23 protein-coding genes are annotated in these 26,606 nt (G+C 57.7%); 10 read left to right on the top strand and 13 right to left on the bottom strand.

The annotated features are described in order from the left end of the window. Positions 1–14 precede the first annotated feature (14 nt). The 5 genes from bufB (at position 15) to Pan97_RS22965 (ending at position 4,760) form a co-directional block, all read left to right on the top strand. Entirely contained in the window at positions 15–926 is a 912-nt protein-coding gene (gene bufB, locus Pan97_RS22985) for an MNIO family bufferin maturase (RefSeq protein ID WP_144976711.1), read from the top strand. Positions 927–930: 4 nt separating this feature from the next. Further along, the gene (locus Pan97_RS22980; protein WP_144976709.1) at positions 931–1,833 is read left to right on the top strand and encodes an HvfC/BufC N-terminal domain-containing protein; all 903 of its coding nucleotides are present in this window, start codon (positions 931–933) and stop codon (positions 1,831–1,833) included. Between the two features lie 254 nt (positions 1,834–2,087). Then, positions 2,088–3,287: a DUF3419 family protein gene (locus Pan97_RS22975; RefSeq protein ID WP_144976707.1), complete on the top strand. Its 1,200-nt coding sequence runs from the start codon at positions 2,088–2,090 to the stop codon at positions 3,285–3,287. A 27-nt stretch (positions 3,288–3,314) separates the two neighbouring features. After that, a complete protein-coding gene (locus Pan97_RS22970) occupies positions 3,315–4,049 on the top strand; it encodes a class I SAM-dependent methyltransferase (RefSeq protein WP_144976705.1) in 735 nt (244 codons plus the stop codon). A 57-nt stretch (positions 4,050–4,106) separates the two neighbouring features. Beyond that, a complete protein-coding gene (locus Pan97_RS22965; RefSeq protein ID WP_196782195.1) occupies positions 4,107–4,760 on the top strand; it encodes a DOMON domain-containing protein in 654 nt (217 codons plus the stop codon). Here Pan97_RS22965 and Pan97_RS22960 read toward each other — a convergent pair. The 7 genes from Pan97_RS22960 to Pan97_RS27065 all read right to left on the bottom strand — a co-directional run bounded on the left by Pan97_RS22960 (position 4,757) and on the right by Pan97_RS27065 (position 13,420). Beyond that, positions 4,757–6,382: a phytoene desaturase family protein gene (locus Pan97_RS22960; RefSeq protein WP_144976703.1), complete on the bottom strand. Its 1,626-nt coding sequence runs from the start codon at positions 6,380–6,382 to the stop codon at positions 4,757–4,759. The genes Pan97_RS22965 and Pan97_RS22960 overlap by 4 nt on opposite strands. A 143-nt stretch (positions 6,383–6,525) precedes the next feature. Continuing rightward, positions 6,526–8,604, bottom strand: coding sequence for a DUF1559 family PulG-like putative transporter (locus Pan97_RS22955; RefSeq protein ID WP_144976701.1), 2,079 nt, complete (start codon positions 8,602–8,604; stop codon positions 6,526–6,528). A gap of 240 nt (positions 8,605–8,844) precedes the next feature. After that, the gene (gene crcB / locus Pan97_RS22950; protein WP_144976699.1) at positions 8,845–9,258 is read right to left on the bottom strand and encodes a fluoride efflux transporter CrcB; all 414 of its coding nucleotides are present in this window, start codon (positions 9,256–9,258) and stop codon (positions 8,845–8,847) included. Between the two features lie 39 nt (positions 9,259–9,297). After that, positions 9,298–9,849, bottom strand: a complete 552-nt coding sequence (locus Pan97_RS22945; protein WP_144976698.1) for a DinB family protein — start codon at positions 9,847–9,849, stop codon at positions 9,298–9,300. A gap of 81 nt (positions 9,850–9,930) precedes the next feature. Further along, positions 9,931–11,115, bottom strand: a complete 1,185-nt coding sequence (locus Pan97_RS22940; protein ID WP_144976696.1) for a phosphoglycerate kinase — start codon at positions 11,113–11,115, stop codon at positions 9,931–9,933. 104 nt (positions 11,116–11,219) lie between these two features. After that, positions 11,220–12,050, bottom strand: coding sequence for a heavy metal translocating P-type ATPase (locus tag Pan97_RS27070; RefSeq protein ID WP_165698933.1), 831 nt, complete (start codon positions 12,048–12,050; stop codon positions 11,220–11,222). Beyond that, a complete protein-coding gene (locus tag Pan97_RS27065; RefSeq protein WP_144976692.1) occupies positions 11,996–13,420 on the bottom strand; it encodes a heavy metal translocating P-type ATPase in 1,425 nt (474 codons plus the stop codon). Before Pan97_RS27065 ends, Pan97_RS27070 begins: the two co-directional genes overlap by 55 nt. 187 nt (positions 13,421–13,607) lie before the next feature. Here Pan97_RS27065 and Pan97_RS22925 point away from each other — a divergent pair, with 187 nt between their 5' ends. Then, on the top strand, positions 13,608–14,540 hold the full coding sequence (locus Pan97_RS22925; RefSeq protein WP_196782194.1) for a ZIP family metal transporter: 933 nt from the start codon (positions 13,608–13,610) through the stop codon (positions 14,538–14,540). Between the two features lie 3 nt (positions 14,541–14,543). On the opposite strand, the gene Pan97_RS22920 is transcribed toward Pan97_RS22925, so the two are convergent. Next, positions 14,544–15,332 carry a magnesium transporter CorA family protein gene (locus Pan97_RS22920; RefSeq protein WP_144976690.1) on the bottom strand — a complete coding sequence of 263 codons (789 nt, stop codon included), beginning with the start codon at positions 15,330–15,332 and terminating at the stop codon, positions 14,544–14,546. A gap of 287 nt (positions 15,333–15,619) precedes the next feature. Here Pan97_RS22920 and Pan97_RS22915 point away from each other — a divergent pair, with 287 nt between their 5' ends. Further along, positions 15,620–16,249: a 3-keto-disaccharide hydrolase gene (locus tag Pan97_RS22915; RefSeq protein ID WP_144976688.1), complete on the top strand. Its 630-nt coding sequence runs from the start codon at positions 15,620–15,622 to the stop codon at positions 16,247–16,249. 82 nt (positions 16,250–16,331) lie between these two features. On the opposite strand, the gene Pan97_RS22910 is transcribed toward Pan97_RS22915, so the two are convergent. From Pan97_RS22910 to Pan97_RS22890, 5 genes are all read right to left on the bottom strand, one after another. Further along, positions 16,332–17,552 (bottom strand): glycosyltransferase family protein, encoded by a 1,221-nt coding sequence (locus tag Pan97_RS22910; RefSeq protein WP_144976686.1) that lies wholly within the window; start codon positions 17,550–17,552, stop codon positions 16,332–16,334. Positions 17,553–17,618: 66 nt separating this feature from the next. Further along, on the bottom strand, positions 17,619–19,349 hold the full coding sequence (locus Pan97_RS22905) for an alpha-amylase family glycosyl hydrolase (protein WP_144976684.1): 1,731 nt from the start codon (positions 19,347–19,349) through the stop codon (positions 17,619–17,621). Positions 19,350–19,399: 50 nt separating this feature from the next. After that, positions 19,400–20,680: a glycosyltransferase family 4 protein gene (locus tag Pan97_RS22900; RefSeq protein WP_144976682.1), complete on the bottom strand. Its 1,281-nt coding sequence runs from the start codon at positions 20,678–20,680 to the stop codon at positions 19,400–19,402. A 6-nt stretch (positions 20,681–20,686) separates the two neighbouring features. After that, entirely contained in the window at positions 20,687–21,568 is an 882-nt protein-coding gene (locus tag Pan97_RS22895) for an HAD family hydrolase (protein ID WP_144976680.1), read from the bottom strand. Beyond that, entirely contained in the window at positions 21,565–23,136 is a 1,572-nt protein-coding gene (locus tag Pan97_RS22890; RefSeq protein WP_144976679.1) for a hypothetical protein, read from the bottom strand. Before Pan97_RS22890 ends, Pan97_RS22895 begins: the two co-directional genes overlap by 4 nt. Before the next feature lie 140 nt (positions 23,137–23,276). Between Pan97_RS22890 and Pan97_RS22885 the strand changes: the two genes are divergently transcribed. The 3 genes from Pan97_RS22885 to Pan97_RS22875 all read left to right on the top strand — a co-directional run bounded on the left by Pan97_RS22885 (position 23,277) and on the right by Pan97_RS22875 (position 26,492). Beyond that, positions 23,277–23,849 (top strand): sigma-70 family RNA polymerase sigma factor, encoded by a 573-nt coding sequence (locus tag Pan97_RS22885; protein WP_144976677.1) that lies wholly within the window; start codon positions 23,277–23,279, stop codon positions 23,847–23,849. 93 nt (positions 23,850–23,942) lie between these two features. After that, positions 23,943–25,601, top strand: coding sequence for a serine/threonine-protein kinase (locus tag Pan97_RS22880; protein ID WP_144976675.1), 1,659 nt, complete (start codon positions 23,943–23,945; stop codon positions 25,599–25,601). 270 nt (positions 25,602–25,871) lie between these two features. Then, a complete protein-coding gene (locus tag Pan97_RS22875; protein ID WP_144976673.1) occupies positions 25,872–26,492 on the top strand; it encodes a hypothetical protein in 621 nt (206 codons plus the stop codon). Positions 26,493–26,606: the final 114 nt, after the last annotated feature.

Genomic DNA, 26,606 nt, shown 5'->3' with positions numbered 1-26,606 from the left:
TCAGAGAAGCGAAGATGCCACAGCCACGGCTTGGCCACGAAAACCTGGGACTGGGGGTCGGACTTCGCGCCCCCCACTTCTCTTATATCCTCGAGCACTGGCCCAGGGTCGACTGGTTCGAGATCATCTCCGAGAACTACATCGACTCGCAAGGACGTCCGCGGTATGTCCTCGACCAGGTCGCCGAGCGTTACCCGGTCGTTATGCACGGTGTTTCGCTTTCGATTGGCAGCACCGATCCGCTCGACTTCGAGTACCTCGCCAAGCTGAAGTCTCTTGCTCAGGCGATTGGTGCCCGTTGGATCTCCGATCATGTCTGCTGGACCGGCGTTTCCGGTCAGAACACGCACGACCTGCTGCCGATTCCTTACAACGACGAAACGCTTCAGCATGTTGCTGGGCGGGTTCGCCAGGTGCAAGACTATCTGGAGCGTCCGCTGATTCTGGAAGATCCCAGCAGCTACGTCACCTTCGCGTCGTCGACGATGAGTGAATGGGAATTTCTGACCGCTTTGACCGAGGAGACCGGATGCGGGCTACTGCTGGATGTGAACAACGTTTACGTGTCTGCCGTGAATCATGACTTTGACCCAGTCGAGTACATTGAGAATCTTCCGTGGGAAAGCATTGTTCAGTTTCACCTGGCAGGGCACACCAACATGGGAGACTACTGCATCGACACGCACGACGGACACGTGATCGACCCGGTTTGGAAGCTGTATCGGTTGGCTCACGAACGAACTGGGGGTGTTTCGACGCTGCTAGAATGGGACGCCAACATCCCCGACTTCCCCACGCTGCATGCCGAGGTGCTCAAGGCGAAGCGTTTTATCGAGGGGGAAACGATTGTGGCCGATGAACCTGCGGACCAGGGGCACACGCCCGTGCCGCATCCTGCACATCGTATCGAGCATGAAGTGAGCTAATGCGATGACCGACGGCCAACCGAGTTTGCATAGCTTGCCGGTGCTTCAAAAGTGGATGCAGTCGGTGATTACCCACGTGAATGGCGTGGCGGAAGGAGTCCATTCGCCGGAAGCTCAAGAGCACATCGCGGTCGATGCGTCGCAGATCGAGTCGATCGTTACTCGCAGCCAGCGGCGAACCAGCGCCCAGCGGTTGGAAGTGTACGCTCACGCCTACTATGCCCGGCTGGTCGAGTGTTTGAAGTCGATCTATCCCCTGTTTGCCAAGACGGTCGGTGACGAATTATTCGATCAGTTTGCGATCACCTATCTGCAGCAGTACCCGTCTCGATCGTACACGCTGAACCGCCTGGGAGATCGGTTTCCCGATTTTCTGGAAGAGACGAGTCCAACCCGAGGAACGGACCAGCTAGGGTTCGAGGACTTCCTGGTGGGGCTTGCCGTTGCCGAACGCAGTATCGACGCCATCTTCGACGGCCGCGGCATCGAGCAGGCAGAGGTGTTCTCGCCATCGCAGCTGGAAGGCATCTCGCCGGAGTCTTTCGCCGAAGCTAAATTCCAGATGGTGCCCTGTCTACGGCTGCACTCCTTTCCGTTCCCGATCAGCAACTTCATCACGGCGATCAAGCAAGATACCCAGGCCGCCATTCCCGAAGCCACACCCAGCTGGCTGGCCTTAACGCGGAGGGACTATATCGTCCGTCGCGTCCCTCTTTCTCGCTGGGAATACCATCTGCTGGTGCGGCTAACCGAGGGACTAAGCGTTTCCCAGTCGATCGAAGGAGCGGTCATCGAGGTCGCCCCTTCGGAAGACATTTCGGAGCTGCTAGCGGCCGCTTTCCGAAAATTCACCACTGAGCAGTTCTTTCTGGCAATGGATGGCCCAGCGGAGCGAAGATCAGGATAGGCAAAATATCATCCTTTACCCGGGATCTTCACCATCGCATCAAGTTGGCCTGCCGGATCCCGAGAATGGGTAAATCTTATGTAAGAAGCGAGGAAATGGAGGGGGAATGGGGGGCAGTGTGGCTTGTGATCGGCCCCAGAGCCCCTACAATCAATGAGTTACTTTGGGGTTCTGATTCCAGGGCTCTACAAATTGGCAGGGTTACCTATCCGGTTTCCCCCATCCTTGCCTGATCTAGTTCTTTGAGGGCCGCAATGGCATTGGTTAGCTGGGTTCGAGGTCGTGTTTTTAACTTCGTTCACCGTAACAACTTAGTGTACAACACCTGCTGGGAAGATCCCCGCTTGGATCGGGTCGCCCTGGAGATTCAACCGCATCACAATGTGATGGTCATTACGTCGGCTGGTTGCAACGCGCTCGACTACGTTCTGGCCGGTGCCAACCATGTTTATGCGGTCGACATGAATCCACGGCAGAACGCCCTGCTGGATCTCAAGAAAGCAGCCATCCAGAACCTGGAGTATGAAGACTTCTTCTCCATGTTTGGCAAAGGGCAGTTGCTCGACTTCAAAGAGGCCTACAAATCGAAGCTGCGTGGTTCGTTACCAGAATGGTCTCGCAGCTACTGGGATCGGAAGATCAAGTACTTCCGCCCTCGTAAGAAACGCAGCTTCTACTTCCGCGGTACTTCCGGTGCGTTCGCCAAGGTGGTGAACATGTACGTCGAGAACGTCCTGCGGATGCGACCGCTGGTTCTCGAACTGTTGGATGCCAAGTCGCTGGACGAGCAGAAAGAAATCTTCGAGGTCATCGACCGCAAGCTGTGGACCGGACCTCTCAAGTTCGCGATGAGCCGAGATACCACGTGGAGCCTGGTCGGCGTGCCAAGAGCCCAGCGCGAGCATCTGGAGAAGCAGTACTCCAACGGCATCGTCGACTTCGTGCAAGACAACATGCGAGCCGTCTTCGCCGAACTGCCTATCCAAGACAACTACTTCTGGCGCGTCTACGTGACCGGCCAATACACCGAACAGTGTTGTCCGGAATACCTCAAGCCTGAGAACTTCCAGAAGCTTAAGGATGGCCTGGTCCACAAGGTCAGTACCCATACCGACTCGGTGCAGCACTTCCTCGAAAAGCACAACGGTCACCCGATTCACCGCCTGGTGCTTCTAGATCATCAAGACTGGCTGACCGACAAGCTTTACTTCGCCCTGGAAAACGAATGGCAGGCAATTACCAATCGACTGGCAGGGGAAGAAGATGCCCGCATCATCTGGCGAACAGGCGGCCTGAACACCGACTTCATCGACGAAGTCGAGATCACGCATAAGGGTCAGAAAAAGCAGGTCGGCGAACTATTGACCTATCACCAGGAGCTGGCCGACGAGCTTCACGTCAAGGATCGCGTGCACACCTACGGGGCGTTCCGAATCGCGGACATCGCTGCCTAAGTCACGCCAATCTTTGAGGAGCATCGGATGAGTCTGGCTTCGGACCTGAAAGTCCTGTATCACCTGGCCGTAAAGCCGGTGAAAGGGGACAACCACGCAGAGCGCCTTGATAGTTTCTACAGCGGTCAGGCGGGCGCGTACGACGATTTTCGCAAACGCCTGCTCAAAGGGCGAGAAGAGATGTACCGCTCGATCGAACCCCCGCAAGATGCCGTGTGGGTCGATATGGGGGGCGGTACAGGCTCGAATCTGGAATTCATTTCCGATCGCGTCGGCCAGTTGAAACAGGCATACGTGGTCGATCTGGCTTCGTCGCTGTTGAAGGTGTGTGACGACCGCATCCAGCAGCGCGGTTGGAACAACGTGAAAACGGTGGAAGCGGACGCCACGACCTGGACGCCTGACGAAGGTTACGCCGACGTCGTGACGTTCTCTTACTCGCTGACGATGATCCCTGATTGGTTCGCGGCAATTGACAACGCGCTGCGAATCTTGAAGCCAGGCGGAACGATCGGCGTGGTTGATTTCTACGTTTCACGAAAGTTCCCCGACGAGTCGCTCAAGCGTCATCCTTGGTTCACGCGAAGCTTTTGGCCGGTATGGTTCGCGTCGGACAATGTCTTTCCGTCACGCGATCACGTTCCCTATTTGCAGCGTCACTTTGAAACCACCAAACTGGAAGAGAATCGCGCCAAGGTTCCTTACTTGTTATGGTTCAAGACGCCGTACTACATCTTCACCGGCACGAAGCGCGAAGCGTAGCTCCGAGCCCGGCGACGATAGCCAAATGGAACTTCCACTAGCGAAATAGTCAAGCCCATGGCGAAATCGGTTCTCTCACCATCCTTCCTGTTTCAGTATTCGGTCCCGCTGAACTATCGCGAGAAGATCTGGCAGCAAAAGCCACTGGATTACTCCGAGCAGTACAAGCTGCGCGGATTCGGAGAACTCGACAGCCGAAAGCAGTTTGCCGACGTCCGGGGTGGGTGGAACGAGCGTGGCGTTTCTTTCTCGGTGCTTGTCTCCGGAAAGCGGCAGCCGGTGTGGTGCCGCGAGAGTCGCGTCGACGAGAGTGACGGCTTTCAGCTTTGGATCGATACCAGGGCCACGCACAACGTGCACCGCGCGACGCGGTTCTGTCATCGCTTTGCTTTCCTGCCCATCGGTGCCGGCCCCAGCTATCGCGACCCGGTTGGGGATCAGCTGTTGATCAATCGCGCGCGAGAGAACGCCAACCCGGTCCGCCCCGGCGATTTGCGGGTGCGGGGAACGCTGACCAAGGATGGCTACCTTTTGGAGTGCTGCGTACCGGCGACCAGCCTGACCGGGTACGACCCGAGCGAGTACGACAAACTCGGCTTCTTTTACGCCGTGATGGATCGCGAACTGGGATGGCAAACGCAAAGCGTTAACACGCAGTTCCCAATCGACGAAGATCCCAGCATCTGGACGACGTTGGAGTTGGTCCGTTAGTAGTCGCGTAGGATCTCGACAGCGGCGTTCTTGCCGCAGGCTCCCATCACGCCACCGCCTGGGTGGCTGGCTGCTCCGCAGAGGTACAAACCTTTCACCGGCGTGCGATGATCGGCCCAGCCTGGGATCGGACGCATGGCGAACAACTGGTTGAAGTTCATCGCTCCTTGCATGATGTTCCCCCCCGTCAGCCCGTAGACGCGTTCAAGGTCCAGCGGCGAGAGCACCTGGCGATGCATGACCGCCCCAGGCACGTTTGGTGCGTACTGTCCGATCTTGGCAATGCAGCGATCGGCAAACGATTCTTTGACGTCGTCCCAGTTGGCGTCCCGCAGTTTATAAGGAGCGTATTGAACGAAGATCGACAGGATATGCTTTCCTTCCGGCGCAATCGTTTTGTCGACCGACGTGGGCATGGTCATTTCGAGAATCGGCTCTTCACTCGCCCGGCCATACTTGGCGTCGTCGTAAGCGCGTTCGATGTAGTCCATCGTCGGAGAGATATGCATCGTGCCGCGATGAATCGGACTGAGACCCGTTTCGGGATAAGCGGTAAACTGCGGCGGCTCGGCCAGGGCCAGGTTGATCTTCGCCGAAGCGGAAGCGTAGTCGATGTTCGAAACAGCCCGCAGGAAGTCGGCCGGCAGTTGATCGGGCGAAAGGAACTTGCGGAACGTTAGGTTGGCGTCGACGCTGGAAGCCACGACCTTGGCCTCGTAGGTGGTGCCATCTTCCAGTTCGACTCCTTGGATACTCCGCTCGCTGGTGTGGATCTTGGCGACGGGGGCTTCGCGGACGATCGTCACGCCCAATTCTTCGCATGTTTTGGCCAATGCCGTGGCGATGCCGCCCATGCCCCCTTCGACGAAACCCCACACGCCTCGCTTGCCGCCAGCTTCCCCCATCACGTGGTGCAGCAGCACATAGGCGGTGCCTGGTGCAGAGATCGATGCGAACGCGCCAATGATCGCGTCGGTGGCGAGCGTTGCCCGCAGCGGCTCGCTTTCGAACCATCGTTCGAGGATCGGCCGAGCAGCGCCTGAGAGAAGCTCAATCGCTTCGGGGATCTCGCCTCCGAGTTTGCCAAACGTCTGGTAGAAGCTCCACAGGCGTGATGTATCGCGAATCTTTTTGGTTAGCGAGACGCTACGCCAGTCCTTGGGCATCGGCAGCGGATCAGGTGCCGTCTTCATCAGAATCGGTTCGACGACCGCGGCGATGCGTTCCAGAAGTTCGTTGTACTTCGGATACTGCTGGGCGTCCTGCTGGCTGAACTTCGCGATTTCCTTCGTATTGGAATTGACGTCATGCCCCAGCAGCAAGTAGCGACCGTCGTCGGTAGGGGTGAACGAGGCCGGATCGCGGGGCAGGATCTTCAGGCCGTTTTGCTTCAGCTTTAGGTCGCGAATGATCTCTGGCAGAAGCAAACTAACCACATAAGAGGCGGTTGAGACCTTGAAGCCGGGCCATAGTTCTTCGCTGGTCGAACAGCCCCCTAGTACGTGCCGCCGTTCGAGCACGGCGACTTTCTTGCCTGATTTGGCCAGATACGCGGCGGTTATTAAACCATTGTGTCCAGCGCCGATTACGACGCAATCATAGTGCCCGCCACCGGATGCCATACGAAACCAATCCTTGCTGAGGGAAATCTGCGATTGAGCGATATCAATCTAGACTTCGCCACAAACAAGCGGAAAAGTTTACCTTGGCTGCGGCAATCGAATCGATCGCTATAACCGCGATAAATGAGAGGGTTGTCTCAATCCTAGTGCAAAGCAGGGATGTCTTTGACGCCGGTCAGCCGCGTGAACTCTTGCAGTCGCTGCTGGGCGGTGACCTTTTCGATCGAGTCTTTCATGTTGTCGTCGGCCTTCTGGTACCACTGGGCGGCGCGACCCAGGAACTTGTTGCGTTCGGCACCAGGAGGGCTGGAGATGCCGATGTCCCACCAGCCTTCGGCAATCCGGAATTGAATTCGAGGGTCGATGGGCGACGTACGCTCGGTCTCCGCGAGATACTCGAAACGATCGTCGTTGCTGTGGAGCAGAAACTCGAAACCCTTTTCCCAGTTATTACGATGCACGCACCAATACTTGCCGACCATCAAGTTTCCTTCTTCGTCTAGCGAAGGTACTTCAAGCGACAGGAAGCGAGCCTGGATGGCGTCGTAATCCTTGCGTGACGCTTGGAGTCTGGCCTTCAGGGTGTCTAGTTCGGAGATGGTCTTTTTGTCGTTCTGGCTTGCGGCGTAACGGGAACCAATCTGAATCAGTTGGTCCATCGCTTCGAAGTTGTTCTCTTGCTCGGCACGCTCCAAGATCGACTTGGCAAGGGCGCGGAACTGAGGCAACTCGTGAGCAGGAATCTTCTGCAGGTTTTCAGCACCGAAACGTACGGTGTACAAGTCCGAACTGAAGCTGTCGACTTGGAATTTTTCTTGCAGTTTGTCGAACGAATCTTTGAGCAGAACGGGGCTCTTGGCGAGAATGGCAAAGCGATAAGCAATCTGGAGTGCCGCGAATTGTTTCGCGGGATCGTCCTTGAGGTATTCCGCATGCTGAAGCAGCTTCTCGGCGATTTCTTCCTTCTTCTTGTCCTGGTCGGCATTGCGGGCTTCGTTCTGGAACAGGCGTCTCAGTTCGACCGTCGCGCTGTCAATGGCAAGACGCGATGGTAGAGGAAGCTTCGACGGGTCCAGGTCGTTTCGCGATATAGGAGCAGCAAGCGGCTCGGTGGAGGTCATCGAAGTGGATGATGGGGTACCGCTTGCCGGGCTGCTTTCGCGTTGAGGAACGCTCGAAGCAACTTCACCCAAGTTGATTGGGTTACTGACCACGAACAAGCGATTGAGGTGGTCGTTGCTGATGACGGGAAATTCATGCACGACACCATCGCCTGTGAGGGCGAAGAACCGACTGTCCGGCCAGCCTGTGATTGCATTGGCCGGCGCCGAGGGATCGAACTTCAAATCTTCTGGTTTGGTCCAAACGACGCGATTGGCTGGATCGGCGACTTCTACGGCAATGACGGCGTTGTGAAGACCGCGCGGACTGAGCGAACTGATCGGGTTGGCACGACGCTCGTTCACCGCGCATGTCGGACCGGTCACAAACACGAAATTCGTGCGGTCGTCCGGCGTGTCAGGCGTCATGTATGCGTACGGCTTTTCCGCTGCGAGTTTAATGTTGTGCGGGCTGTCCCATGGCTCGTTGAGGTTGAACTTGCTGTACAGATCGTCGTAGCCGAGGTACGGAAGCAAGTGCACCCGCCAACTCAGCAGTTGCCGCCCTTGCTTGTTGGCCGGAGAAGCGGCCGGGATTGTTTGATTATCGGCAATCTGCTGGGCCAATGCTTGACCGAGAATATGCAGTACGGCTCGCGACCGGGCTTTCGTTTGCACGCGGTCGCCATGAACCGGCTGTAGCTTGAAGCCTTCCAGGATCGCGAAACGATCTCGGGCACCAGGAATCTGCGATGTTGAAGTTTCCGTAGGAGCAACCGTGCCGACTGCCGGAGTGGCTGCTGGCGTCATCGGTTCGGCTGGTTGCGATGTTGGCTTCGACTCGGGAGCTGCTGCGGTCTTCTCCGCTGGTTTGCTCTCAGTCGTCGCTTTCTTGGCGGGTTTCTCTTCCGCTGGCTTCTCGGCCGCAGGTGTTTTTGCGGCAGGCTTCTTCTCTTGTTGCGCTGGCTTCTTGGCCGGAGCAGGCTTCTTCTCTTCCTCGTCTCCGCCGCCACCCCGGTTGAGGTCGAATCGCGCCAGCTTGCTCGCTGGGGAATCCCCTCCGCAACCGCCGCAGCCGGTCACGCCAAAGCATAGGATCGCCACAAAAATGAACGAGGCCAAACGTCTCGAATTTGCCCAAATCATAGAGCCAAAAGTCATCGCTAACCGTGGGAGTCAGGTTGATCGGTCCGCAAGACGATCAACGGGTTTCTAGAACCATCCGGACCTTGCAGGCGAATGGGACAATGCATCGAGCGTGCATTGTAGACGACTTCCTCGGCTACCAATTGTGGCGCAAATGCAATTAGCGCATTCTTCATCTGCCCACAACAAATCCATCGCATATAGCCAGGTCGACCATCAATTCCCCGTCCAGAATCGTCCCAGTTGTAGTCCCAGCAGGATGGCACTAATCCCCAAGGTGACGTTCAAAAGGACATTTGCCGCCGCCAGATAAACCTTCCCGTATGGTGCGTCTTGGTAGAGCAGCACCGTTTCGAAACCAAACGTCGAGAAGGTCGTAAAAGATCCGAGAAAGCCGGAAAGCAGCACGGTTCGCCAAAATGCCGGAAGCACTTCGTGGTGGTTTCCCAGATACCCCAGAAAGCCAAACACCAGGCATCCCAGCACATTCACTGTTAACGTGCCCAGCGGGAATTTCACGGCGTCCAGTTCGGGGACGTAGCCTTGGACGAACGTTCCCACATAAACGCGACCTAGGGCCCCCAGTGCGCCAAAGAGTGCGATGGTCAGTATGAGGATGACTTTTGTCATGAGGCTTGTCCGAAATGCTTTCTATGATTGGACTTCAGCTTAGGCGACAGCCTGGCTGCGGGCCAGGGTAATCAACATCGAGGGGGGCAAGTCTGACAGGCCGCAATGTCGCAACATATTGATGGCCTGGGCGGTCGTGTAATGGGCGTGCGTGGCGACGTGCAACAGAACGTCCATCGCTTGCGAACCAATCCTCTGCCCCTGGTAGCTGCTGGAACTTATGCGGTAGATCGTTTTCTCGAGGTCCTCAGGCGTCAGCGCGTCGAGGTAATCGCTCCAGCGCTGATCGAGCTGCTGCCAACGTTCAATCAATGTTGTGAGGGATGTCGCGGCCCCCTCCCCTTCCTGGTTGCCTGGCAGCTTTCCGGCAACATCGCCTGGGGCAACGGCATCGTCGGTCCCTTGCAGTGCCGCCAGCCAGACATATTCGGCGGCATACAGGTGACAAAGGGTCCGCCAGAGAGTGCCTTGGCCGATCTCGTGGGGCTGATGTAGTTGTTCGTCGCTCAGTGGACGGCATGCTTCCAACAAGTGATGGGTTGCCCAAATGCGATGTTCGTGCAGGCGCAGGATAGGGGTAACGGCATTCATATAGAACTCCTGTCGATGAAAAAAGCGGCCCTGGATGCCAGGACCGCTTTAAGATATTCGATCGATGCGATTTGTTCGACGTTATTTGTCGTCGAGGATATCGACGGCCTTGAAGGCCTGACCTTCCAGCATCGACAAACTGGCACCACCGCCGGTCGAAACGTGGGTCACTTTGTCGTCCAGGCCGAACTGACCGATCGCGGCGGCACTGTCACCACCACCGATGATGCTGATGGCATCCGACTCGGCGATCGCTTCGGCGACGGCCTTGGTACCGGCGTCGAATGGGGGCATCTCGAATACACCCATCGGGCCGTTCCAGACAACCGTTTGGGCGTCTTTTACCAATTCCGAGTACAGCTTGGCCGTTTCCGGTCCGACGTCAAGACCTTCGTAATCGTCTGGAATCTCGCCAGCCTTCACGACCATCTTGTTGCAGTCGCCACTGAAGTCGTCGCCGCAGTGCGTATCCACCGGCAAGACCAGCTTGTCGCCGCCAGCTGCGATCAGTTCCTTGGCCAATTCGACCTTGTCCTTTTCGACCAGGCTCTTGCCAACCTTGCCACCTTCCGCGAGCGAGAACGTGTAGGCCATAGCCCCGCCGATCAGCACCTTGTCGCAGATGCCCAGCAGGTTCTTGATGACCATGATCTTGTCGGAAACCTTGGCACCACCCAGGATCGCCACGAAAGGACGCTTGGGGTTGCCGATGGCATCGGAAAGATAGGTGATTTCCTTTTCAACCAGAAAACCGACAACCTTTGGCTTGCTACCCATCGCTTCGGGAACGGCGACCATCGAAGCATCGGTGCGGTGACAGGTGCCAAACGCGTCGTTGCAGTAGATGTCGGCGAATGCGGCCAGCTTGGCGGCGAACTCGGCATCACCCTTCTTTTCCCCCTTTTCGAATCGAAGATTTTCCAGTACCACGACGCCGCCGTCGGTCAGCGCGGCCACCTTGGAGGCCGCATCGTCTCCCACTGTATCGGAAGCGAAAGCAACGTCCTTGCCCAGCAGTTCGCCCAGACGAACGGCAGCCGGCTTCAGGCTGTAGGCCGAGTTGTCGGCGCCTGGTTCAGGACGGCCCAAGTGGCTCATTAGGATCAGCTGGCCGCCGCGATCGACGACCGATTTGATCGAAGGGAGGGCCATTTCGATGCGACGATCGTCCGTGATCTTGCCACCGTCGAGCGGGACGTTAAAGTCGACCCGCATCAAGACTTTCTTGCCACTAACGTCTACGTCGGCGATCGATAGCTTTGCCATGGGGGATTCAAGCTCCGAGTAAGGATCTCTAGGTTTATGCGTTGAAACCGCCAATGTAACGCGTGGAAGGGCGTCGCAAAAGGTACCGCCGATCAGACACGCGTTTACGACGTTTTCGTCCGCAGTAATCGCAGGCTATTGGCAATCACCGCCAGCGAAACGCCCGTGTCGGCCAGAATGGCGAGCCACAAATTGGAATAACCGATGATCGTCAAAGCGATGAAGATCACCTTGATCGCCAGGGCAGCGAATATATTTTGCCGGATCAGGCTCAGCGTTCTTCGGCCATGCGCGATCAACCAGGGCAGCTTTTCGATCTCGTCCGACATCAGCGCGACGTCGGCCGTTTCGATTGCTGTATCACTTCCCATCGCTCCCATGGCGATCCCCACATCCGCCGCCGCCAGGGCGGGACCATCGTTGATGCCGTCGCCGACCATGGCTACTAGTTTGTAATCGTGACGCAGACGCAAGACCGCTCCGATCTTGTCTTCCGGTAGCTGCTCCGCTTTCCAGGCATCGACCCCGACTTGCTCGGCCACGTCCTTCACGACATTGGTTCGATCGCCGGAAATGAGTTCGACCTGGGCGACCCCCAGACGATGCAGCGACTCGACCGCATGGGTGGCCGTGTCTCGAAGCTCGTCCTGCAACTGGAAAGTTGCCAGAAGCTGATTGCCTTGCCCCAGGACGACGACGTTGGTTCCTGACTTTGCCGCACCGTCTTCCAGGTGGGTGACGTCGATCCCTTGCTCGGCCGCCAGACGCGTACTTCCCAGCCAGACCTTCAGCCCGTCGACCTGCCCGGAGATGCCTCGCCCCGGGATTTCTTCGACGTGGGCGACTTCTGCCGGATCGACTTGCTGCTGTTTGGCATAGTTCAGAATCGCTTTCGCAATGGGATGCGTGCTGTGATTCTGCAAACCGGCCGCCACAGCCAATGCGACTTCTTCGTTGATGCCCCCAAGCACTGAACCGTGGTGACGGACGGCATCCCGGTAGTCAGCGTGCCGGTCTTATCGAGAACCACTGCTTTGACGTTGGCTAACGTTTCGAGCGAAAGACCTCCTTTGACCAGCACCCCGTTGCGCGCGGCCGCCGTCAGCGCGGACACAATGCTGACCGGCGTCGAGATCACCAGGGCACAGGGGCAAGCGATCACCAGGAGTACCAGGCCGTTGTAGAACCAGGTGGTCGCGGAATCGACGGACCATCCGAGCACGGTCGGAGGAATGACCATCACGGCAACGGCCAGAAGCATCATCGTGGGGGTGTAATACCGGGCAAACTGATCGACCCACTGTTCGCTGGGGGCCCGGCGCTGATAGGCCTGATCGATGAGCCGCACGATCCGGTTCAACAGCGTCGACCCTGAAGTGCCTGCCACGCGGAACTCGATGCTTCCGCTGCCGTTGATCGTTCCTGTGTAAACGGGATCGCCCGGTTCTTTCTCGACCGGGACCGACTCGCCGGTGATTGGTGCCTGGTCGATCGCGGAAACGCCCTGCACGATCGTTCCATCGAGTGGTATGCGTTCGCCGGCCCGGACGAGACAGATCTGGCCGTTGTTGATTTCGTCGGTCGCGACTTCTTCGATGCCGTCATCGGTCTTCACGCGTGCGACGTCGGGAGCCAGCGACATGAGCGATTGGATTGAACGACGAGCCCGGGTCACGCTACGCTGTTCGAGAACTTCCGACAGCGTGAACAGGAACGTGACCATCGCCGCTTCAAAAAATTCCCCCAGGATGATCGCTCCGATGACGGCCACCGTCATCAATAGGTTCATGTCGGCTGAAAAACGCCGGACCGCTTTGACCGCTTTGGGAAAGATCCAGCGGATACCCAGGCTAATCGAAATGAGGTAGAGCAGGATCGCCAGCACCGAAATGGTATGGGCGCCCTCGCCGTGCCCGAACAGTGCCGCGATGCCGCCTGACTCCCAGGCCTGAATGACGACCGCCACCAGCAGGAACGCACCGCTGCGGACCAGGGCTCGTTCGCGGTTGTAATCGTGCCGGACCGGCTCTTGGGCAGTAGCGTTACTAGGCGTCTCGACCACTTCCTGAGCCGTCATACCAAGCGAACTGACCGCTTCCAGGAGGCGTTTGACGTTCCAGTGCTGGGCGTCGTAATGGATATCCATTCGCCCGCGCATGACGTCGAAGTCGAGCTTTTCGATCCCCGGTTTCTCCGCCAGGCCATCCTTAAGAATCCGAACTTCTTCCGCGCAATCGAGTTCTGCCACCTGAAGGCTGACCGAAAGGGACCGGCTGATTGCGTCGTCCTGGGGTTGGTGCGTCATCCGGATCTACATGGGGGACAGGGCTTTAGGAAAACGGATGTATCCGAATGGTAGCGTTGAAAAGCCTGCAGTCAAAGCCCTTGTAACCACTTGGCATCTAAGCAGTTGGCGTCTAAGCTGAATCGTTTCCCCCGAACGTGTGAATGCACACCGGGGATAACCCTTTTGTGTTGTGGAACTGAAATCCATGCTGCTGCTGGCAATCTATTGCCTCCTGATCATCGCTGCTTCCCTGCTGGGAGGTTGGCTGCCAGTGGTCATTCGTCTGACGCACACCCGCATGCAGATGATGATGAGCGCCGTGGGTGGTCTGATGTTGGGGGTCGGGATTTTGCATATGCTCCCGCATGGGATTGCCGAATGCAACTCGATGGATTGGGCGATGGGCAGCCTGCTGGTGGGCCTGATCACGACTTTCTTCCTGATGCGGCTGTTTCATTTCCATGAACATGCCCCGATCGAAAATGAATACCCAGGCACCGCGGCCGGCGATCACAAGCACGGTGGACACCTTCACTGCGATCACGACCATGATCACTCAGGCCACACGCACAATCACTCGCAGGACGCCGCGGACTCGCGGATGCGCTGGCTAGGGGTCTTCATGGGGTTGTCGCTGCATACGCTGTTGGATGGCATTGCCTTGGCCGCTGGCGTTTCGGCTGCAGCACATCACGACAATTCGGGTTTCATGGGACTGTTGGGATTAGGGGTCTTTCTGGGGATCTTCCTGCACAAGCCGCTCGATGCGTTGTCGATCACGTTCATCATGCGGCAAAGCAAGTGGCCTGTGAGCACCATCAATGTGGTGAATCTCGGTTACGCGATTATGTGCCCTTTGGGGGTTGTGCTGTTCTTCGCTGGTTACAACGGGTTCGATGCCTCCAAGCAGTTTGTGGTCGGCATGGCCCTCTGTTTTTCGGCCGGGGTCTTTCTGTGCATCTCGCTGGCCGACATTCTGCCGGAAGTGCAGTTCCACTCGCACGACAAGGTCAAGCTTTCGCTGGTCATGCTGCTGGGGATCGGTTTCGCTTACCTGATTGGTTTCGCCGAACCAGGCGGCCTGCACGACCACAACAAACCGCCGCAGGATCAATCAGCGGAAGTGTCCCAGCCGTAACTCTTACGGCGAGCGGGGAATCCGGGCATCGGCGCCGTGGCGTTTTCTCGGCTTGGGTTCGATCGGGACGTTGATGAACCAGTTGAGCAGCAGTCCCAGCACGAAGCCCACGATCAGCATCGTGAAAAATGGTATCGGGGCGCTCGCCGTCTCCCAGCCATGCTGGAGGGACGAACCGAAGATCGTGGCCAGCGTGACCATTGGGAAGAAGAGCGCCGCCAGGATGTTCAACCGATGGGCCGAGACCGCCATGCGGTGGCTGCTGGCCGCTTGTTGTTCGGTGCGCTGGGCGATCAGGAAATCGAGTTCGTTCTTCGCTTCGTTGTAAAGCAGTTCGGCCGAGCGTTCCAAGTCGTAGCTGCGGTCGCGAAAATTGATCATCGTCCGATCGTTGCCAGAAGCCTCGCGGGCCGACTGTAGCGTGCTGTGCAGATTTCGCGTCGCTCGTAGCAGCGGACCGAGTTCGCTGATCACGCGAAAGTACTCTTCGCTCGACTGGGAGTCGTTCTCCGCTTTTTCAAGCCTGGCAATCGCCCCGTTGTACTCTTCCAAGTGCTTAATCATCGACGACGGTCCCTGGCCAAGGTCACTGCTTTGTAGTACGCCGGCCGGGTTACGCCAGAAGTAGCGGCCACCGCGGACGCGCTCGCCATGGCGCGGCGGTCGATGGGTCACAATCAGAATGTGTCCATCCGCTTGCATGACACGTTGGCGACCTGGACCATCGCCGAGTCGCTCGTGAAAGATCTGCGGCACTTCCCAGTTCATAGGCAGTGGTGATGCGGTGCTCATCGGATGGCTAACCTCTTAGGTGGATCGAAATGCAAAAACGCATGGGGCTTTATGCAAATGGCGCTTCGCTATAGATCTCAAAAAATAGCGAAAATTCGCCGCGAATCCACAAAAACTTCGCCTGAAACGTACGGAATCTTGCCACGCTCGATCGTTTCAACCAAAATCAATTGCGTATTTTTCGTGTCCGCCGGCGTTGCGCAATTCTCTATGATTCGTCGGTCCCCCCACTGACACGGTTCCATCCCCAAAGCAAGAAGACGTTCGTACTTCGTAAAGGAAAACTCATGTTGAAGCGTTTGGCCGCAGGTGCCCTGGTTTGTTTGATGTTGTCCGCTATTGCTACCGCCGCCGAAGGCGAGTGGAAGTCGCTGATGGACGGCAAGTCGTTCGACGGTTGGAAAATCAGCGAAAACCCTGATTCGTGGAAGATCGAAGACGGCGCGTTCGTCGCCAAGGGCGATCGCAGCCACCTGTTCTATGTCGGCGAAGACAAGCCGTTCAAGAACTTTGAATTCAAGGCCAAGGTTAAGACCGACAAGAACAGCAACGGCGGGATCTACTTCCACACCAAGTTCCAAGACACCGGCTGGCCGAAGTACGGCTTCGAAGCTCAGGTTAACAACACCCACCGCGACCCCAAGAAGACCGGTGGAATTTACTCGGTCAAGGACGTCATGAACAACTCGCCAGCCAAAGACGGTGAGTGGTTCGACTACTACATCAAGGTCGACGGCAAGCACATCGTCACCAAGATCAACGGTCAAGTCGCCGCCGACTACACCGAGCCAGAAGACGCCCAGCCAGGCAAGGACTTCACCCGCGTTTTGGACAAGGGGACCTTCGCCCTGCAAGCCCACGACCCAGGCAGCACCGTCTGGTTCAAGGATATCCAGGTTCGTCGTCTGGACGACTAGTTTTCAATAATGAAGACACTGCGAGAACGGCCGCGACGATCATCGCGGCCGTTTTCTTTTCTTGAAACTGACGAACGGGAGACTAAGCATATTCCGCCGAATCCGCTTCCACCGAACGCCGCAGCGTATGCGGGAAGTCGGGGATCGCGCTTCGCACGCGGGTCCAGGTAGGCATCTCATGGGCCATGATTGGGTTCTCGAAGAATTCTTGTCCGCACTGGGTGATCATGCGGGCAAAGCCTTCAACGGAGTGCTCTTCGGTGTGGCGATCGAAGTTCAGACCGTTGATCACGGCATCGGCATGGTACTGACGAATTGCGTCCTGGGCATCACGCAGGTAAGCAGATTCCAGCGTGTTGAACATCCCCATGCTGAAGACGATGCCACGGCTCGACAGCGTACGGTAAATGCTGTGCAAGATGTCCGCGGTCATCTTCATCAGGCCGCGATTGGCATCTTCCAGCGAGATCGGCTGGTGCTTGTGTTCGTACGGATGTCCCAGGTCGATCTGGCAGATTCGTTTGGGGGCCGTGTTGCGAAAGACTTCCGCCAGGGTGCCTACTTCCAGGCCCCAGTCGCTGGGAATACGATTGGCGCGGACGAGCGTGGAGGTCACGGCGAACTCGCCTGAGAGCGGGTAACGGAAGCTGTTCAAGAAGACCAGGAAGTCGTCGTTGCCCAGCACGCGAATCAGTGATCGCAGAAGCGGCGTCACCAACAAGCGAACCACGCGGCCATGCATGCGGTCGGTGACGCGGGCATAGTAGGCCTTGCAGAAGTCGAAGTCGAAGCCGGGGTGGGCCATCGGCAAGCAGAGCCGCATGAGCATGTCGCGGTGATAGTTCACGATGTCGCAGTCATGCAGAGCCATCGCTTTGATGTCGGGGTCGGCCAGCAGGTAGCCGAACGCCGTCCAGACCGCCCGTCCCTTGCCGGGAACCGAGACGTTGAAGCCCGCGTCGGTTAGCTGTTGAAATGCCGCCTGTCCGCGCGGGCCGTCGTTCCAAAGCACGCGGCACACGTTTCCCAGCTTGGACGTGAGCCGGCGGCACTCGCGGTAATCTTCGACGTCAGGGGCCCGGTTCAGCACCACGACGACCGTCTTGAGGAACTTCGTTCCTTCGAGTTCATCCATGATGGCCGAGAACGCAGGGGCACGCATGTCGCTGGCGGTAACCGGCAGGATGAGCCCCATCGGGTATTCGCTGGTGGCGTCTTCGAGCGTACGTTCCAACTGTTCGGCTCCGAGCGTGCCGAAGTCGTGCAGTGTCGAGATAGGGCCTTGCTGGATAAAGTCGGACAAATCTGTGTCTCCTTGCCGGGGGCGATTGCTAGGGAGAGGGATCGCTGGGAACGGGAAGCAAGATCGCTAGTCGTCAGGCTCGGAAAGCCAAACGATCTGATACGGATCAAGCGTGATGCCGTGCGACTCTACGACGTATTGATCGCTGATCAAGTCGTAGGTCAGCGGCCGTAACTTGGGGTCGCTCAGGGGAAGCCCTTGCAGCTTGTCGGAAAGGTTCGCCAGAACGAGAATGGTTTGATCGCGATTGGGCGAAGTTCGCTTGAATCCGAGGATCGCCGGATGGCCGGTCGGGAAGACTTCGCTTGGTCCGTCGGGATGAAACGCCGACTGTTCGATCCGCTTGGCGATCAGGTTTTGATAGCCATGGAAGATCCGGTTCTGCAGCGTCTCGTGCGAACTAATCTGGTTCTCGAGTTCGAGTCGCTCGTACTTGCGACGATTGATCCGCCGTGGGATGCCACTCTCTTCGACGCCGCCAAAGTGATTCTGGGTGCCGACCAGGCTGTGGAAATAGATACCGGGAATTCCCTTCATGGCCAGCATGATCGCCTGCGATGCGAGGAAACGCACGGCGTGATGTTCGGGACCAAAGCCCTCCGGTTCACCTAGCGCGTCGACGTAAGTGATATTCAATTCGTACGGTTTTTGCGATCCGTCAGGCATCGTCCGCATGCCGACGAGGCCTCCTCGATCGCGAGTGGCCTGCACTAGTTTGTCGAGACGTTCTTGCGAAACAAGCCCTTCCAGCGGACGCACGCCAATGCCATCGTGCGAGGCGGTGAAGTTGAAGTAGGTGGTGCCGGCGGGGATATCGTACAGCGTCTCCATCCACTTATTCAGCGTGGTGGCGTCTTCATTCAGATACGCATCGAACAGCAGCGGCGGCAAGCTGAACTGATAGACCATGTGCGCTTCGTCCGCCAAACCGAAGTAACTGATGTTCTCGGCGTGCGGTACGTTGGTTTCGGTCAACAGCAGCACGTGTGGGGCGACGATCTCGGTGACGGTGCGCCACAGCTTGACCGCCTCGTGGGTTTCGTCCAGGTGCAAACAGCTCGTGCCGATGGTCTTCCATAGAAACGCGATCGCATCCAGGCGAATCACGCGGGCCCCATTCTGCACGTAAAACAGCAGCACGTCGGTCATCGCCAGAAGGACTTCCGGGCTGCCGTAGTTCAGGTCGACCTGGTCGGCGCTGAACGTCGTCCAGACGTGCTTCTCCCCGGTCGAGGACGGGTAAGGGGAAAGCAGCGGCAACGCTCGCGGCCGTACGACCTGGCTGAGGTCGGTATTTGGATCGACGTCGATAAAGAACTCGTCGTACGGCTTCTCGCCTTGCAGGTATTTCTGGAACCACTCGCTCTTTTGCGAACAGTGATTGGCGACCATGTCGAAGGCCAGGTTGAACTCTTCGGCCAGCGAGTGCAGGTCGTCCCACGTTCCGGAGTGGGGATCAACCTGGTAGTAGTCGACCACCGAGAAGCCATCGTCCGACGTATACGGAAAGAAGGGCAGCAGGTGAACCGTATTGAGCAGCTTTTGATAGCCGTGATGGACCAGGAAGTCCTTTAAGATGGCCAGCGGGGTTTTTTCGGGGCCGTAAACCTGGTCGGCGTAAGTGATCAAGACGATGTCGGTCTCGTCCCAACCGGTTCGCTTGGGCTCAGGGATCTTGGTCGTGTACGACTCGAGCAAGTCAACCAGACGCGGCAGAACATCGGTGGCAACAGGCTCGCCATACATGCGGGTGAGGTGCTGCTTGAGCGTATCGTGTTGTTCTGACGTGCCGATCATGGAACCTCCTTATCCGACGTCCGCGCCTTGAGCTACGAGCGCGGTACGTCTTACAAATCATCCATACCCGTGAAATTGGTCACCAGGGCTCGCAGTTTTCGTTTGAGTACGGAGTAGCTAAAGAAGCGTTTGCCCAGTTCGAAGTTGTGTTCGACTACTTCCTGGCGGTAAGCTTCGTCTTCCATCAGGTTACGAACCTGGGTGACGACGTCCTTGGTCAGATACCCATCCATCGTCACGACCTTGAAGCCCTTGGGCTCGATATCGGTGACGAAGATCGAGTAACGATTCACCAGGACTGGCTTCTTGAAGTAAAACGCTTCGATCAATGCATTGCCAAACCCTTCATACAGGCTTGGGTAACTGATGAAGTCGGCGGCTGCGTAGCAATCGCCGAGCGTGTAAATCTTGCGACCTTCGCGATCGATGCGACGCTCTTCCCCCACGCGGTCGGCCACGAAGCGCAGGTCGACGTTTTGTCGTTCGGCCATCTCTTGCAGGGCATGCATATACTCGTCCCCTTCGTCGCCAGACTCGTGGGTCACCACCAGCTTGTACTTAGGGTTGTTCAGCGAATTGACCAGCGAGATCGCATGCTCGATCCCCTTGCGCGGCACCACGCGGGTGGGCTGAAGGATGACGATATCATCCGGCGTCAGACCGATATCCTGCTTGAAGCTGTGCGGGTAGTCGTCGTTGACCGGTGGGTCCTCGAAATCGAGAACGTTGGGAACCAGGATCGACGATTGCCCCTTGCGGTGCGAGAGATCGGCCTGGCCTGGCAAGTTGATCGTGACGTGTTGAATCGAGGGTAACGTAGGCGGGAACGCCATGCTGAGGATGTCGTTGATCCCGTTGACCGAGAACCGATCGCGTTCCCAGTAAAAGTCGTGGTGGTGCGCGATGGTGGGGAAGCCCGTCTCGGCAATGAACATGGTGATCGCCACGCCCAGAGGAACATTCATCGGAATGCAAAGCGCATTTTGCACGATCATCACCTCGATGTTGAAGCGACGCGTGAATTCGTACAGCGTATGTTTGAGATATTCGGCCAGTGCGAATATCCGCCGCGTAACTTCCGGATCACGAGTGGTCGTGCCGAAGATACGCCGATTAATCCATTGTATGTCGGGATGACCAAAATAGGCATGGGGGACCAGGCTGGTGATGTCGGGATCGGTGTCCATCTTCCCGCCGTACCAGTAGCTGACATGCTTGTAGTCCCAAAGGACTTTGGCCCATTTGGCCGCTTCTAACGAAACGCCATCGGTCCCGGCAAAACGTGTTCCTACGAAACCAATGTTATGCCCTGCGGTATCAGTTACGTTCATGCTGGATTATCTCGGAAGGCAAGCCAAAATGTCGGAAAGTCTAGTGAGCGTCACGTCAGGGTGCATTGGCAACATTCGAGCATCGTCCTTCCGTAGTCGTAGACTACGACGGTCTCCGGCAAACAGAGCAGTTTTCATGCCAATTTGCGATGCCGGCTGGATATCGTTCAGCATGTCGTTGCCAACATACAAAATATGACACGCGTCGATTCCCTGGTCGGCTAAACTTTTCGCAGCGGCCTCATAAAGCTCGGTCCCAGGCTTGGCAACGCGATGCTCGTACGAGAAAAAACAGTTCTCCGGGCGGAAGCCATTTTCCTCAAGCGTCGATTCGAGGAAAGTTTCCACGATTTTTGGCGTGAAGTACTGGGCATTACTGATGATTCCCAGCGTGTAATCGCGCTGGTGCAGCGTGGTGAGAACCTCGCGTAAGTCGGGCATCGGCCACACCGGATTGACCCGCGTTTCAAACTCCAGCGCGAACAGTTTCATATCGAAATCGCACGGCAATTCGACCTGCCCACGACGCATCGGGCCATCAAAAACTTTTTCCCAAATTTCTTCGATCACCACCTCTGGATAAGAAGTGCCTCTTTTAGTGGCAATTTTGTGATCATCCTGAATCACGTTGTAAAGCTGGGCAATCATCTCGTCGGCCGGCACGCTGCATTGCACGCCACTGGCCTCCCAGGCCGCTTCCAGGGCATCTCCCTTGGTCATTTCCATGGCGGTACCCACGTCGCCGCTGCCGCTGACCAGCAACGTTCCGTAGATATCGAACAGCACCGCGCGGATCCCCGGCAGCTGTCTTAGCTCCGCTGGCTGATCGGTGGGAATCGGCTGGAGTGGCTGACTGTTGCTTCTTAGGATTTCCGAAAAAGAGTTCATGCATCTTCCAGGCGGACAGGATGAAAGCGGGACAGTTCCACGAATTGCCGCAAGATCCGATTGGCTCCGTTGAACGACGAAACCGGCCCCGGCTGCTGCCTGGCCAACTGCTCGTATCGCTCGCGCAGCCGCTCTCCGGTTCCCTTCAGGCCGAACCGCGAGAGGACAATTTGGGAATTGATTTGAATGGTCGAGTCGAAGTTGACGTCCTCTTGCATGAGGGGCCGCATCACCAGGGCGTTCTCTTCGACGATCGCCTCGGCAAGCTCTTTACTGTTGGCAACGGCTCGCACGACTTCCCGCTGCGCCTCGACCGTCAAAAGGGCGAAGTCGATCCACTCGTCGCTTAGTCGCTCGTCGAGTTGTTTCTCGAGATCCTCCGCTTCCATCTCTTCTTGTCCGAAATCGCGTCGTACCTGCGTGAACAACTCGGTCATCCGCTGGCGATAGGCTTGTTCCGAGAAAACTTCACGCCCCGAGATCGGGCAGCGTTTCGGAATGTAGAGACACGCCGCCAGGCTATCCAAACGCAGCCCTGCCTTTTTGAAGTCGGCCGAGATCTCCGGCAGGTCGCGGCCGATCAGCAGTTTGCCAGCCAGCCACGCTTCGAGAAACACGAGCCCGAACCCTTCGGCCACGCTCGTATTGATGATCGCGTCGGCCGCGGCCAGGTTTTCGTGAAATGAAAGACCAGCGTCGCCACCTACGTTGAACTTGCACGGAAGCTCCAATTCTTTCGCCAGCGACTCCCATGCCTGGTAGGGCGCAAGCTCGACGGGATTCACCGGGGCCAGCGTGATCCCAAAAGTGACCGGCTGGGGGGCCAACGCCGACCAGAGGACTAACTCGCCGACGTTCTTCCGACGAATACCACGCACCGGATATAACACGTACGGTTCGCTTGGCCCTACGGAAAGTTTCTCTTGTAGCGCGCGCCGCGCGTCGGCGCGATGCGGCAGAACCGGAAACGGCTGCACCGGGTTGGGTAGCCAGGCCAGTTTGTCGCTCGCGAATCCGGCTTTTTCGAGAATACCCCGGTCGCGCGAATTGAGGACCGCGTAATGGACGTGGGGCGCCTGAAAGTAAACCTCGGCCATGCCGGTTCCACTTTCGCCGTGGTACTCGACCTGGCGGCGATAGTTATCCGGGCGAAAGTCTTCCGCGAAATCGTGCAGCTGCAGTAGCATGCGGTAACCAGCTTCTGCTAGCCGAGCCAGCGCGTTGGGCCACGCGACATTCTTGCCCAGCGTGTGATTGTGCACGTGCAGCAGCGTTTCTTCCGCGGAAAGCCCCTGCTTTTCGAGCATTTCGGAAGTCGCCCGAAACGGAGCTTCTTCGCCGACGGCGGTGACCGTGTCGTAGTCGATGCTGGGAATCTCGACCAGTTCGACCCCTTCCAAAGCAGGTTCGACGTTTTCCGGCCAACCGGTGGCGCGCCCCCCGTATAAGATCACGACGCGATCGAAGATCTCCCGAGCCCCGGCCTCGTGCAGGGCTCGCAGGTGATTGAGGATCACCTGGGTCACGCCGCCGCGATTGAGGTGATGATGCACGATTACCAGGTTCATCGAGATCCTTTCAAGTTCCTTCCCAGCCAACAAAACGCAACGGCGCATTCTCCCCCGTCCCGTCGACTGTTAAGCTAGACGTGGAAGCAAGGAGAATCAAGTCGACCCCCCTGCCCTCCCTACTGAGGAACCTTATCTTCATGAGCGACGACATTGAAAGTTTGCTGGCATCTCTTTCCGAAGGCAAACGGGATGCGGCCGACAAGCTGCTACCGATCCTCTACCAAGAGCTGAAGGGGATTGCCAACCAGCACATGCGGAACGAACGGGCCGATCACACGCTGCAGGCAACGGCCTTGGTACATGAGGCCTTCTTAAAACTCGTCGACCAGAATCGCGTCGAGTGGAAAGGGAAAGCGCACTTTTGTGCGGTCGCTTCGAATATCATGCGGCGGATCCTGGTCGATCACGCCCGCACCAAGAACGCCGCCAAACGCGGGAAAGGGGCTCAACGGATCACGCTGGAAGAAGGTCTCGTCGCCGGCGATCCCCAAAACAACGTCGACCTGGTCGAACTCGATGAACTACTCACCGAACTGGCCGAACTCAACCCACGCCACGCCAAAATCATCGAGATGCGCTACTTCGCCGGCATGACCGTCGAAGAAACCGCCGCGGCGCTCGATGTTTCCGTCTCGACTGTCAAGGGAGACTGGCGGATGGCCAAAGCCTGGCTCACGGCCCGACTCGAAGACAATTCATCAACCTCCTAGCCCTGAAAGGGCGGCATGGAATAGCCAGGGGCGTCAGCCTCTGGAACAAAGACCAATCACCAGGTGAGCCCCAACGGGGCGCCATAGAATTGCATGACACCGGACGATTACCAGCGACTTTGCGAGGCCTTCGAGCACGCCATTCAATTGCCGCTCGAAGACCGCGAAGCGTGGCTGACCGAGTACTTCGCCGATCGAGCCGACCTGCATGATGAAGTCCGGCGGATGCTAGCCAACGACGAGAACTCCGCGCTCGACAATTCTCCGCTGCACGAGCATCTTGCCGTCGATGATCTCACGCCGGCAACGGTCGACCTCGATCCCGAGAGGACGGTCACTTCCAACCGCAAGGCCGACACGGTCGAATCGGTGCCGGGGTACGAACTGATCGACGAACTCGGCCGCGGCGGGATGGGAGTCGTCTTCAAGGCCCGGCAGCTTTCGCCGGAACGCGTGGTGGCGGTGAAGATGATCCTTTCCGGCCAGTTTGCCTCCGCTCAAGAGATTCAACGCTTCCGGGCCGAGGCGGAAGCCGCCGCGAATCTTTCGCACGCCGGCATCGTGCCGATCTACGAAGTTGGGCATCATCAGGGGCGGCATTTCTTTTCGATGGGGTACGTCGAAGGACGCAGCCTGGCCGATATGATTCGCGAAGGGGGCTTGTCACCGGAACGAATCGCGGAGTTGGTCCTGGAGATCGCCCAGGCCATGGCCCACGCCCACTCGATGGGAATCGTTCATCGCGATTTGAAGCCATCGAACATCTTGATCGACGCCGACGGCCATCCGCGGGTGACCGACTTCGGTCTGGCCAAGCGGATGGACGGCAATTCCGAGATGACCTACTCCGGGCAAATCCTCGGTTCGCCTGGCTACATGGCCCCTGAACAGGCTGCCGGCAAGAATCATCAAATCGATCAGGCGACGGATATCTACGGCTTGGGGGCGATTCTGTACGCGCTGTTGACCGGCAAGCCGCCGTTTGCGGCCAGCAACATTCTGGAAGCGATCGACCAGATTTGCACGGTGAACCCGGTCTCGCCGCGGAAACTCAACTGGAACGTTCCTCGTGCGCTGGAAACGATTTGCCTGAAGTGCATGCACAAGACGCCGGCGGCTCGGTATCGCAGCATGAAGGAGCTTGCCGCCGACCTGCAATCGTACCTGCGGCACGAGCCGATCCGGGCCAAGCCGCTGGGAGTTGGCGAGCGGATCATCTATTGGGCGCGGCGGAAGCCTGGCCTGGCCAGCACGCTGGCCTGCGTGCTGCTGTTCTTCATCTACCACGCGATCAGTTCGTACATTCTGCACGAGCCCGTCTCGGCCCAGCCGTGGTTTCGCGTCGCTTCGGTAATGTTTGCGATTGCCTTCTCGGTGGCGGCATGGTTCTTTCAGCGGATGTACGAAAAGCCGAGCACCCGCAACGTGGCGATTTACGCGTGGATGACCTGGAACTTTGTCCTGCTGACAGGCCTCTTGTTTCTGGTGCATGGTGCGGCAAGTCCACTGAGCCTGATCTATCTGCTGCTGGTCGCGGCCAGTGCGACCTTGTACGAGAAAGGGCTGGTCGGGTACACGATGATCCTGGCCGCCGCAGGCTACCTGACGCACGTCGTCGTCGGCGCAACCATTCGCCCGGTTGGTTACGTCGATTTCTTCGACGCCACGGCCATGATGCTGTCGATCCTGATTCTCGGAATGATCCAGTACTTCGTCGTCCGCCGCATCCGCCGCACGATGGACGACGAATAGGGCTATTTCGTAGGGCCCGCGTGCCGCGGGTCGGACCCTTGGTACCCGCTTCACGACCCGCGGCGCGCGGGCCCTACAAAAAAAATTTCCAAGCGCACTATCTCACTGAAGCGCTCCCCCTCTAAATTGCACGTACACCCAACAAAGCAATCGCGCTTCCGGGTGGCATGCCCACGTCCGCGTGGGCATGCCCTCTCAGCCCCTGGCTTTTATCAGTCGCCCTTTCAGGGCTTCGGAAAAATTCGTCAATACCACGTATCGAGCACTACCATGTCAACAACACACCACCTCCCTAAAGCAAACGGAGCGTTCTCACGCGAGAACAAACCGCAGGTCGTGGTGCGCGCTGGCAAACACTACGTCTGTTCGTCGTGTGGAACAATGGTCGAAATCCCAGCCGACGTCGTGGGTCAGTTGGTGATCGCGATCGATCCGGCACCGAAAGTCGAAGAGCCGCAACAACAGCCTTCCACGCCTGTTTCCAAGAACGCGGACGTTTCCATTGGGAATTCTGATGACGCCGCGGTCGAACGTCGTTCGACCCTCTTTGCGCCTGCTAAGCCTGTTGCGAAACGACCGAAGCAAAAGCGTTTCGTCGGCGAAATGATCGACGGGCTGAAGGTCCCCTCCGCCGGCAGGCTCGATCGCGCGCTGGCCTGGGTAACGTTTCACCTCAAGGTGCTCGACCGGCAAGGGAGCGAAATCAAACGCCTCAAGAAGCTGCTCAAGAAAGAAAGCGTGCCATGCCCACGTCCGCACGGGCATGCCATGAAGGTCGCTGGGCATGAATCGCGTAGACCCTGCCGTCAGGAACAAGCAAGCCATGCCCACGAAGACGTGGGCATGTCACCCAATACGGATCCAGCCAAAGAACGCGGCCCGCCAGCATAATCTTGTCCCCTCTCCCTCGCAGGGAGAGGGCTAGGGTGAGGGTTTTTAGAACGCCCTTCACCCAGCATCACCAGCTAGAGTTCCCCATCGATCGGAACCCAGTTCACGCATGCG

Origin of the sequence: Bremerella volcania (assembly GCF_007748115.1) — a bacterium.
Lineage (GTDB): Bacteria > Planctomycetota > Planctomycetia > Pirellulales > Pirellulaceae > Bremerella > Bremerella volcania.
The sequence above is the reverse complement of the archived record's forward strand: the minus strand, read 5'-3'. Positions and strand labels throughout refer to the sequence as shown.

Bases quoted from the DNA above. Each gene is read 5' to 3' on its own strand.
- bufB (WP_144976711.1), top strand. From the start codon at position 15: ATGCCACAGCCACGGCTTGGCCACGAAAACCTGGGACTGGGGGTCGGA.
- Pan97_RS22980 (WP_144976709.1), top strand. From the start codon at position 931: ATGACCGACGGCCAACCGAGTTTGCATAGCTTGCCGGTGCTTCAAAAG.
- Pan97_RS22975 (WP_144976707.1), top strand. From the start codon at position 2,088: ATGGCATTGGTTAGCTGGGTTCGAGGTCGTGTTTTTAACTTCGTTCAC.
- Pan97_RS22970 (WP_144976705.1), top strand. From the start codon at position 3,315: ATGAGTCTGGCTTCGGACCTGAAAGTCCTGTATCACCTGGCCGTAAAG.
- Pan97_RS22965 (WP_196782195.1), top strand. From the start codon at position 4,107: ATGGCGAAATCGGTTCTCTCACCATCCTTCCTGTTTCAGTATTCGGTC.
- Pan97_RS22960 (WP_144976703.1), bottom strand. From the start codon at position 6,382: ATGGCATCCGGTGGCGGGCACTATGATTGCGTCGTAATCGGCGCTGGA.
- crcB (WP_144976699.1), bottom strand. From the start codon at position 9,258: ATGACAAAAGTCATCCTCATACTGACCATCGCACTCTTTGGCGCACTG.
- Pan97_RS22945 (WP_144976698.1), bottom strand. From the start codon at position 9,849: ATGAATGCCGTTACCCCTATCCTGCGCCTGCACGAACATCGCATTTGG.
- Pan97_RS22940 (WP_144976696.1), bottom strand. From the start codon at position 11,115: ATGGCAAAGCTATCGATCGCCGACGTAGACGTTAGTGGCAAGAAAGTC.
- Pan97_RS27065 (WP_144976692.1), bottom strand. From the start codon at position 13,420: ATGACGCACCAACCCCAGGACGACGCAATCAGCCGGTCCCTTTCGGTC.
- Pan97_RS22925 (WP_196782194.1), top strand. From the start codon at position 13,608: ATGCTGCTGCTGGCAATCTATTGCCTCCTGATCATCGCTGCTTCCCTG.
- Pan97_RS22920 (WP_144976690.1), bottom strand. From the start codon at position 15,332: ATGAGCACCGCATCACCACTGCCTATGAACTGGGAAGTGCCGCAGATC.
- Pan97_RS22915 (WP_144976688.1), top strand. From the start codon at position 15,620: ATGTTGAAGCGTTTGGCCGCAGGTGCCCTGGTTTGTTTGATGTTGTCC.
- Pan97_RS22905 (WP_144976684.1), bottom strand. From the start codon at position 19,349: ATGATCGGCACGTCAGAACAACACGATACGCTCAAGCAGCACCTCACC.
- Pan97_RS22900 (WP_144976682.1), bottom strand. From the start codon at position 20,680: ATGAACGTAACTGATACCGCAGGGCATAACATTGGTTTCGTAGGAACA.
- Pan97_RS22895 (WP_144976680.1), bottom strand. From the start codon at position 21,568: ATGAACTCTTTTTCGGAAATCCTAAGAAGCAACAGTCAGCCACTCCAG.
- Pan97_RS22890 (WP_144976679.1), bottom strand. From the start codon at position 23,136: ATGAACCTGGTAATCGTGCATCATCACCTCAATCGCGGCGGCGTGACC.
- Pan97_RS22885 (WP_144976677.1), top strand. From the start codon at position 23,277: ATGAGCGACGACATTGAAAGTTTGCTGGCATCTCTTTCCGAAGGCAAA.
- Pan97_RS22880 (WP_144976675.1), top strand. From the start codon at position 23,943: ATGACACCGGACGATTACCAGCGACTTTGCGAGGCCTTCGAGCACGCC.
- Pan97_RS22875 (WP_144976673.1), top strand. From the start codon at position 25,872: ATGTCAACAACACACCACCTCCCTAAAGCAAACGGAGCGTTCTCACGC.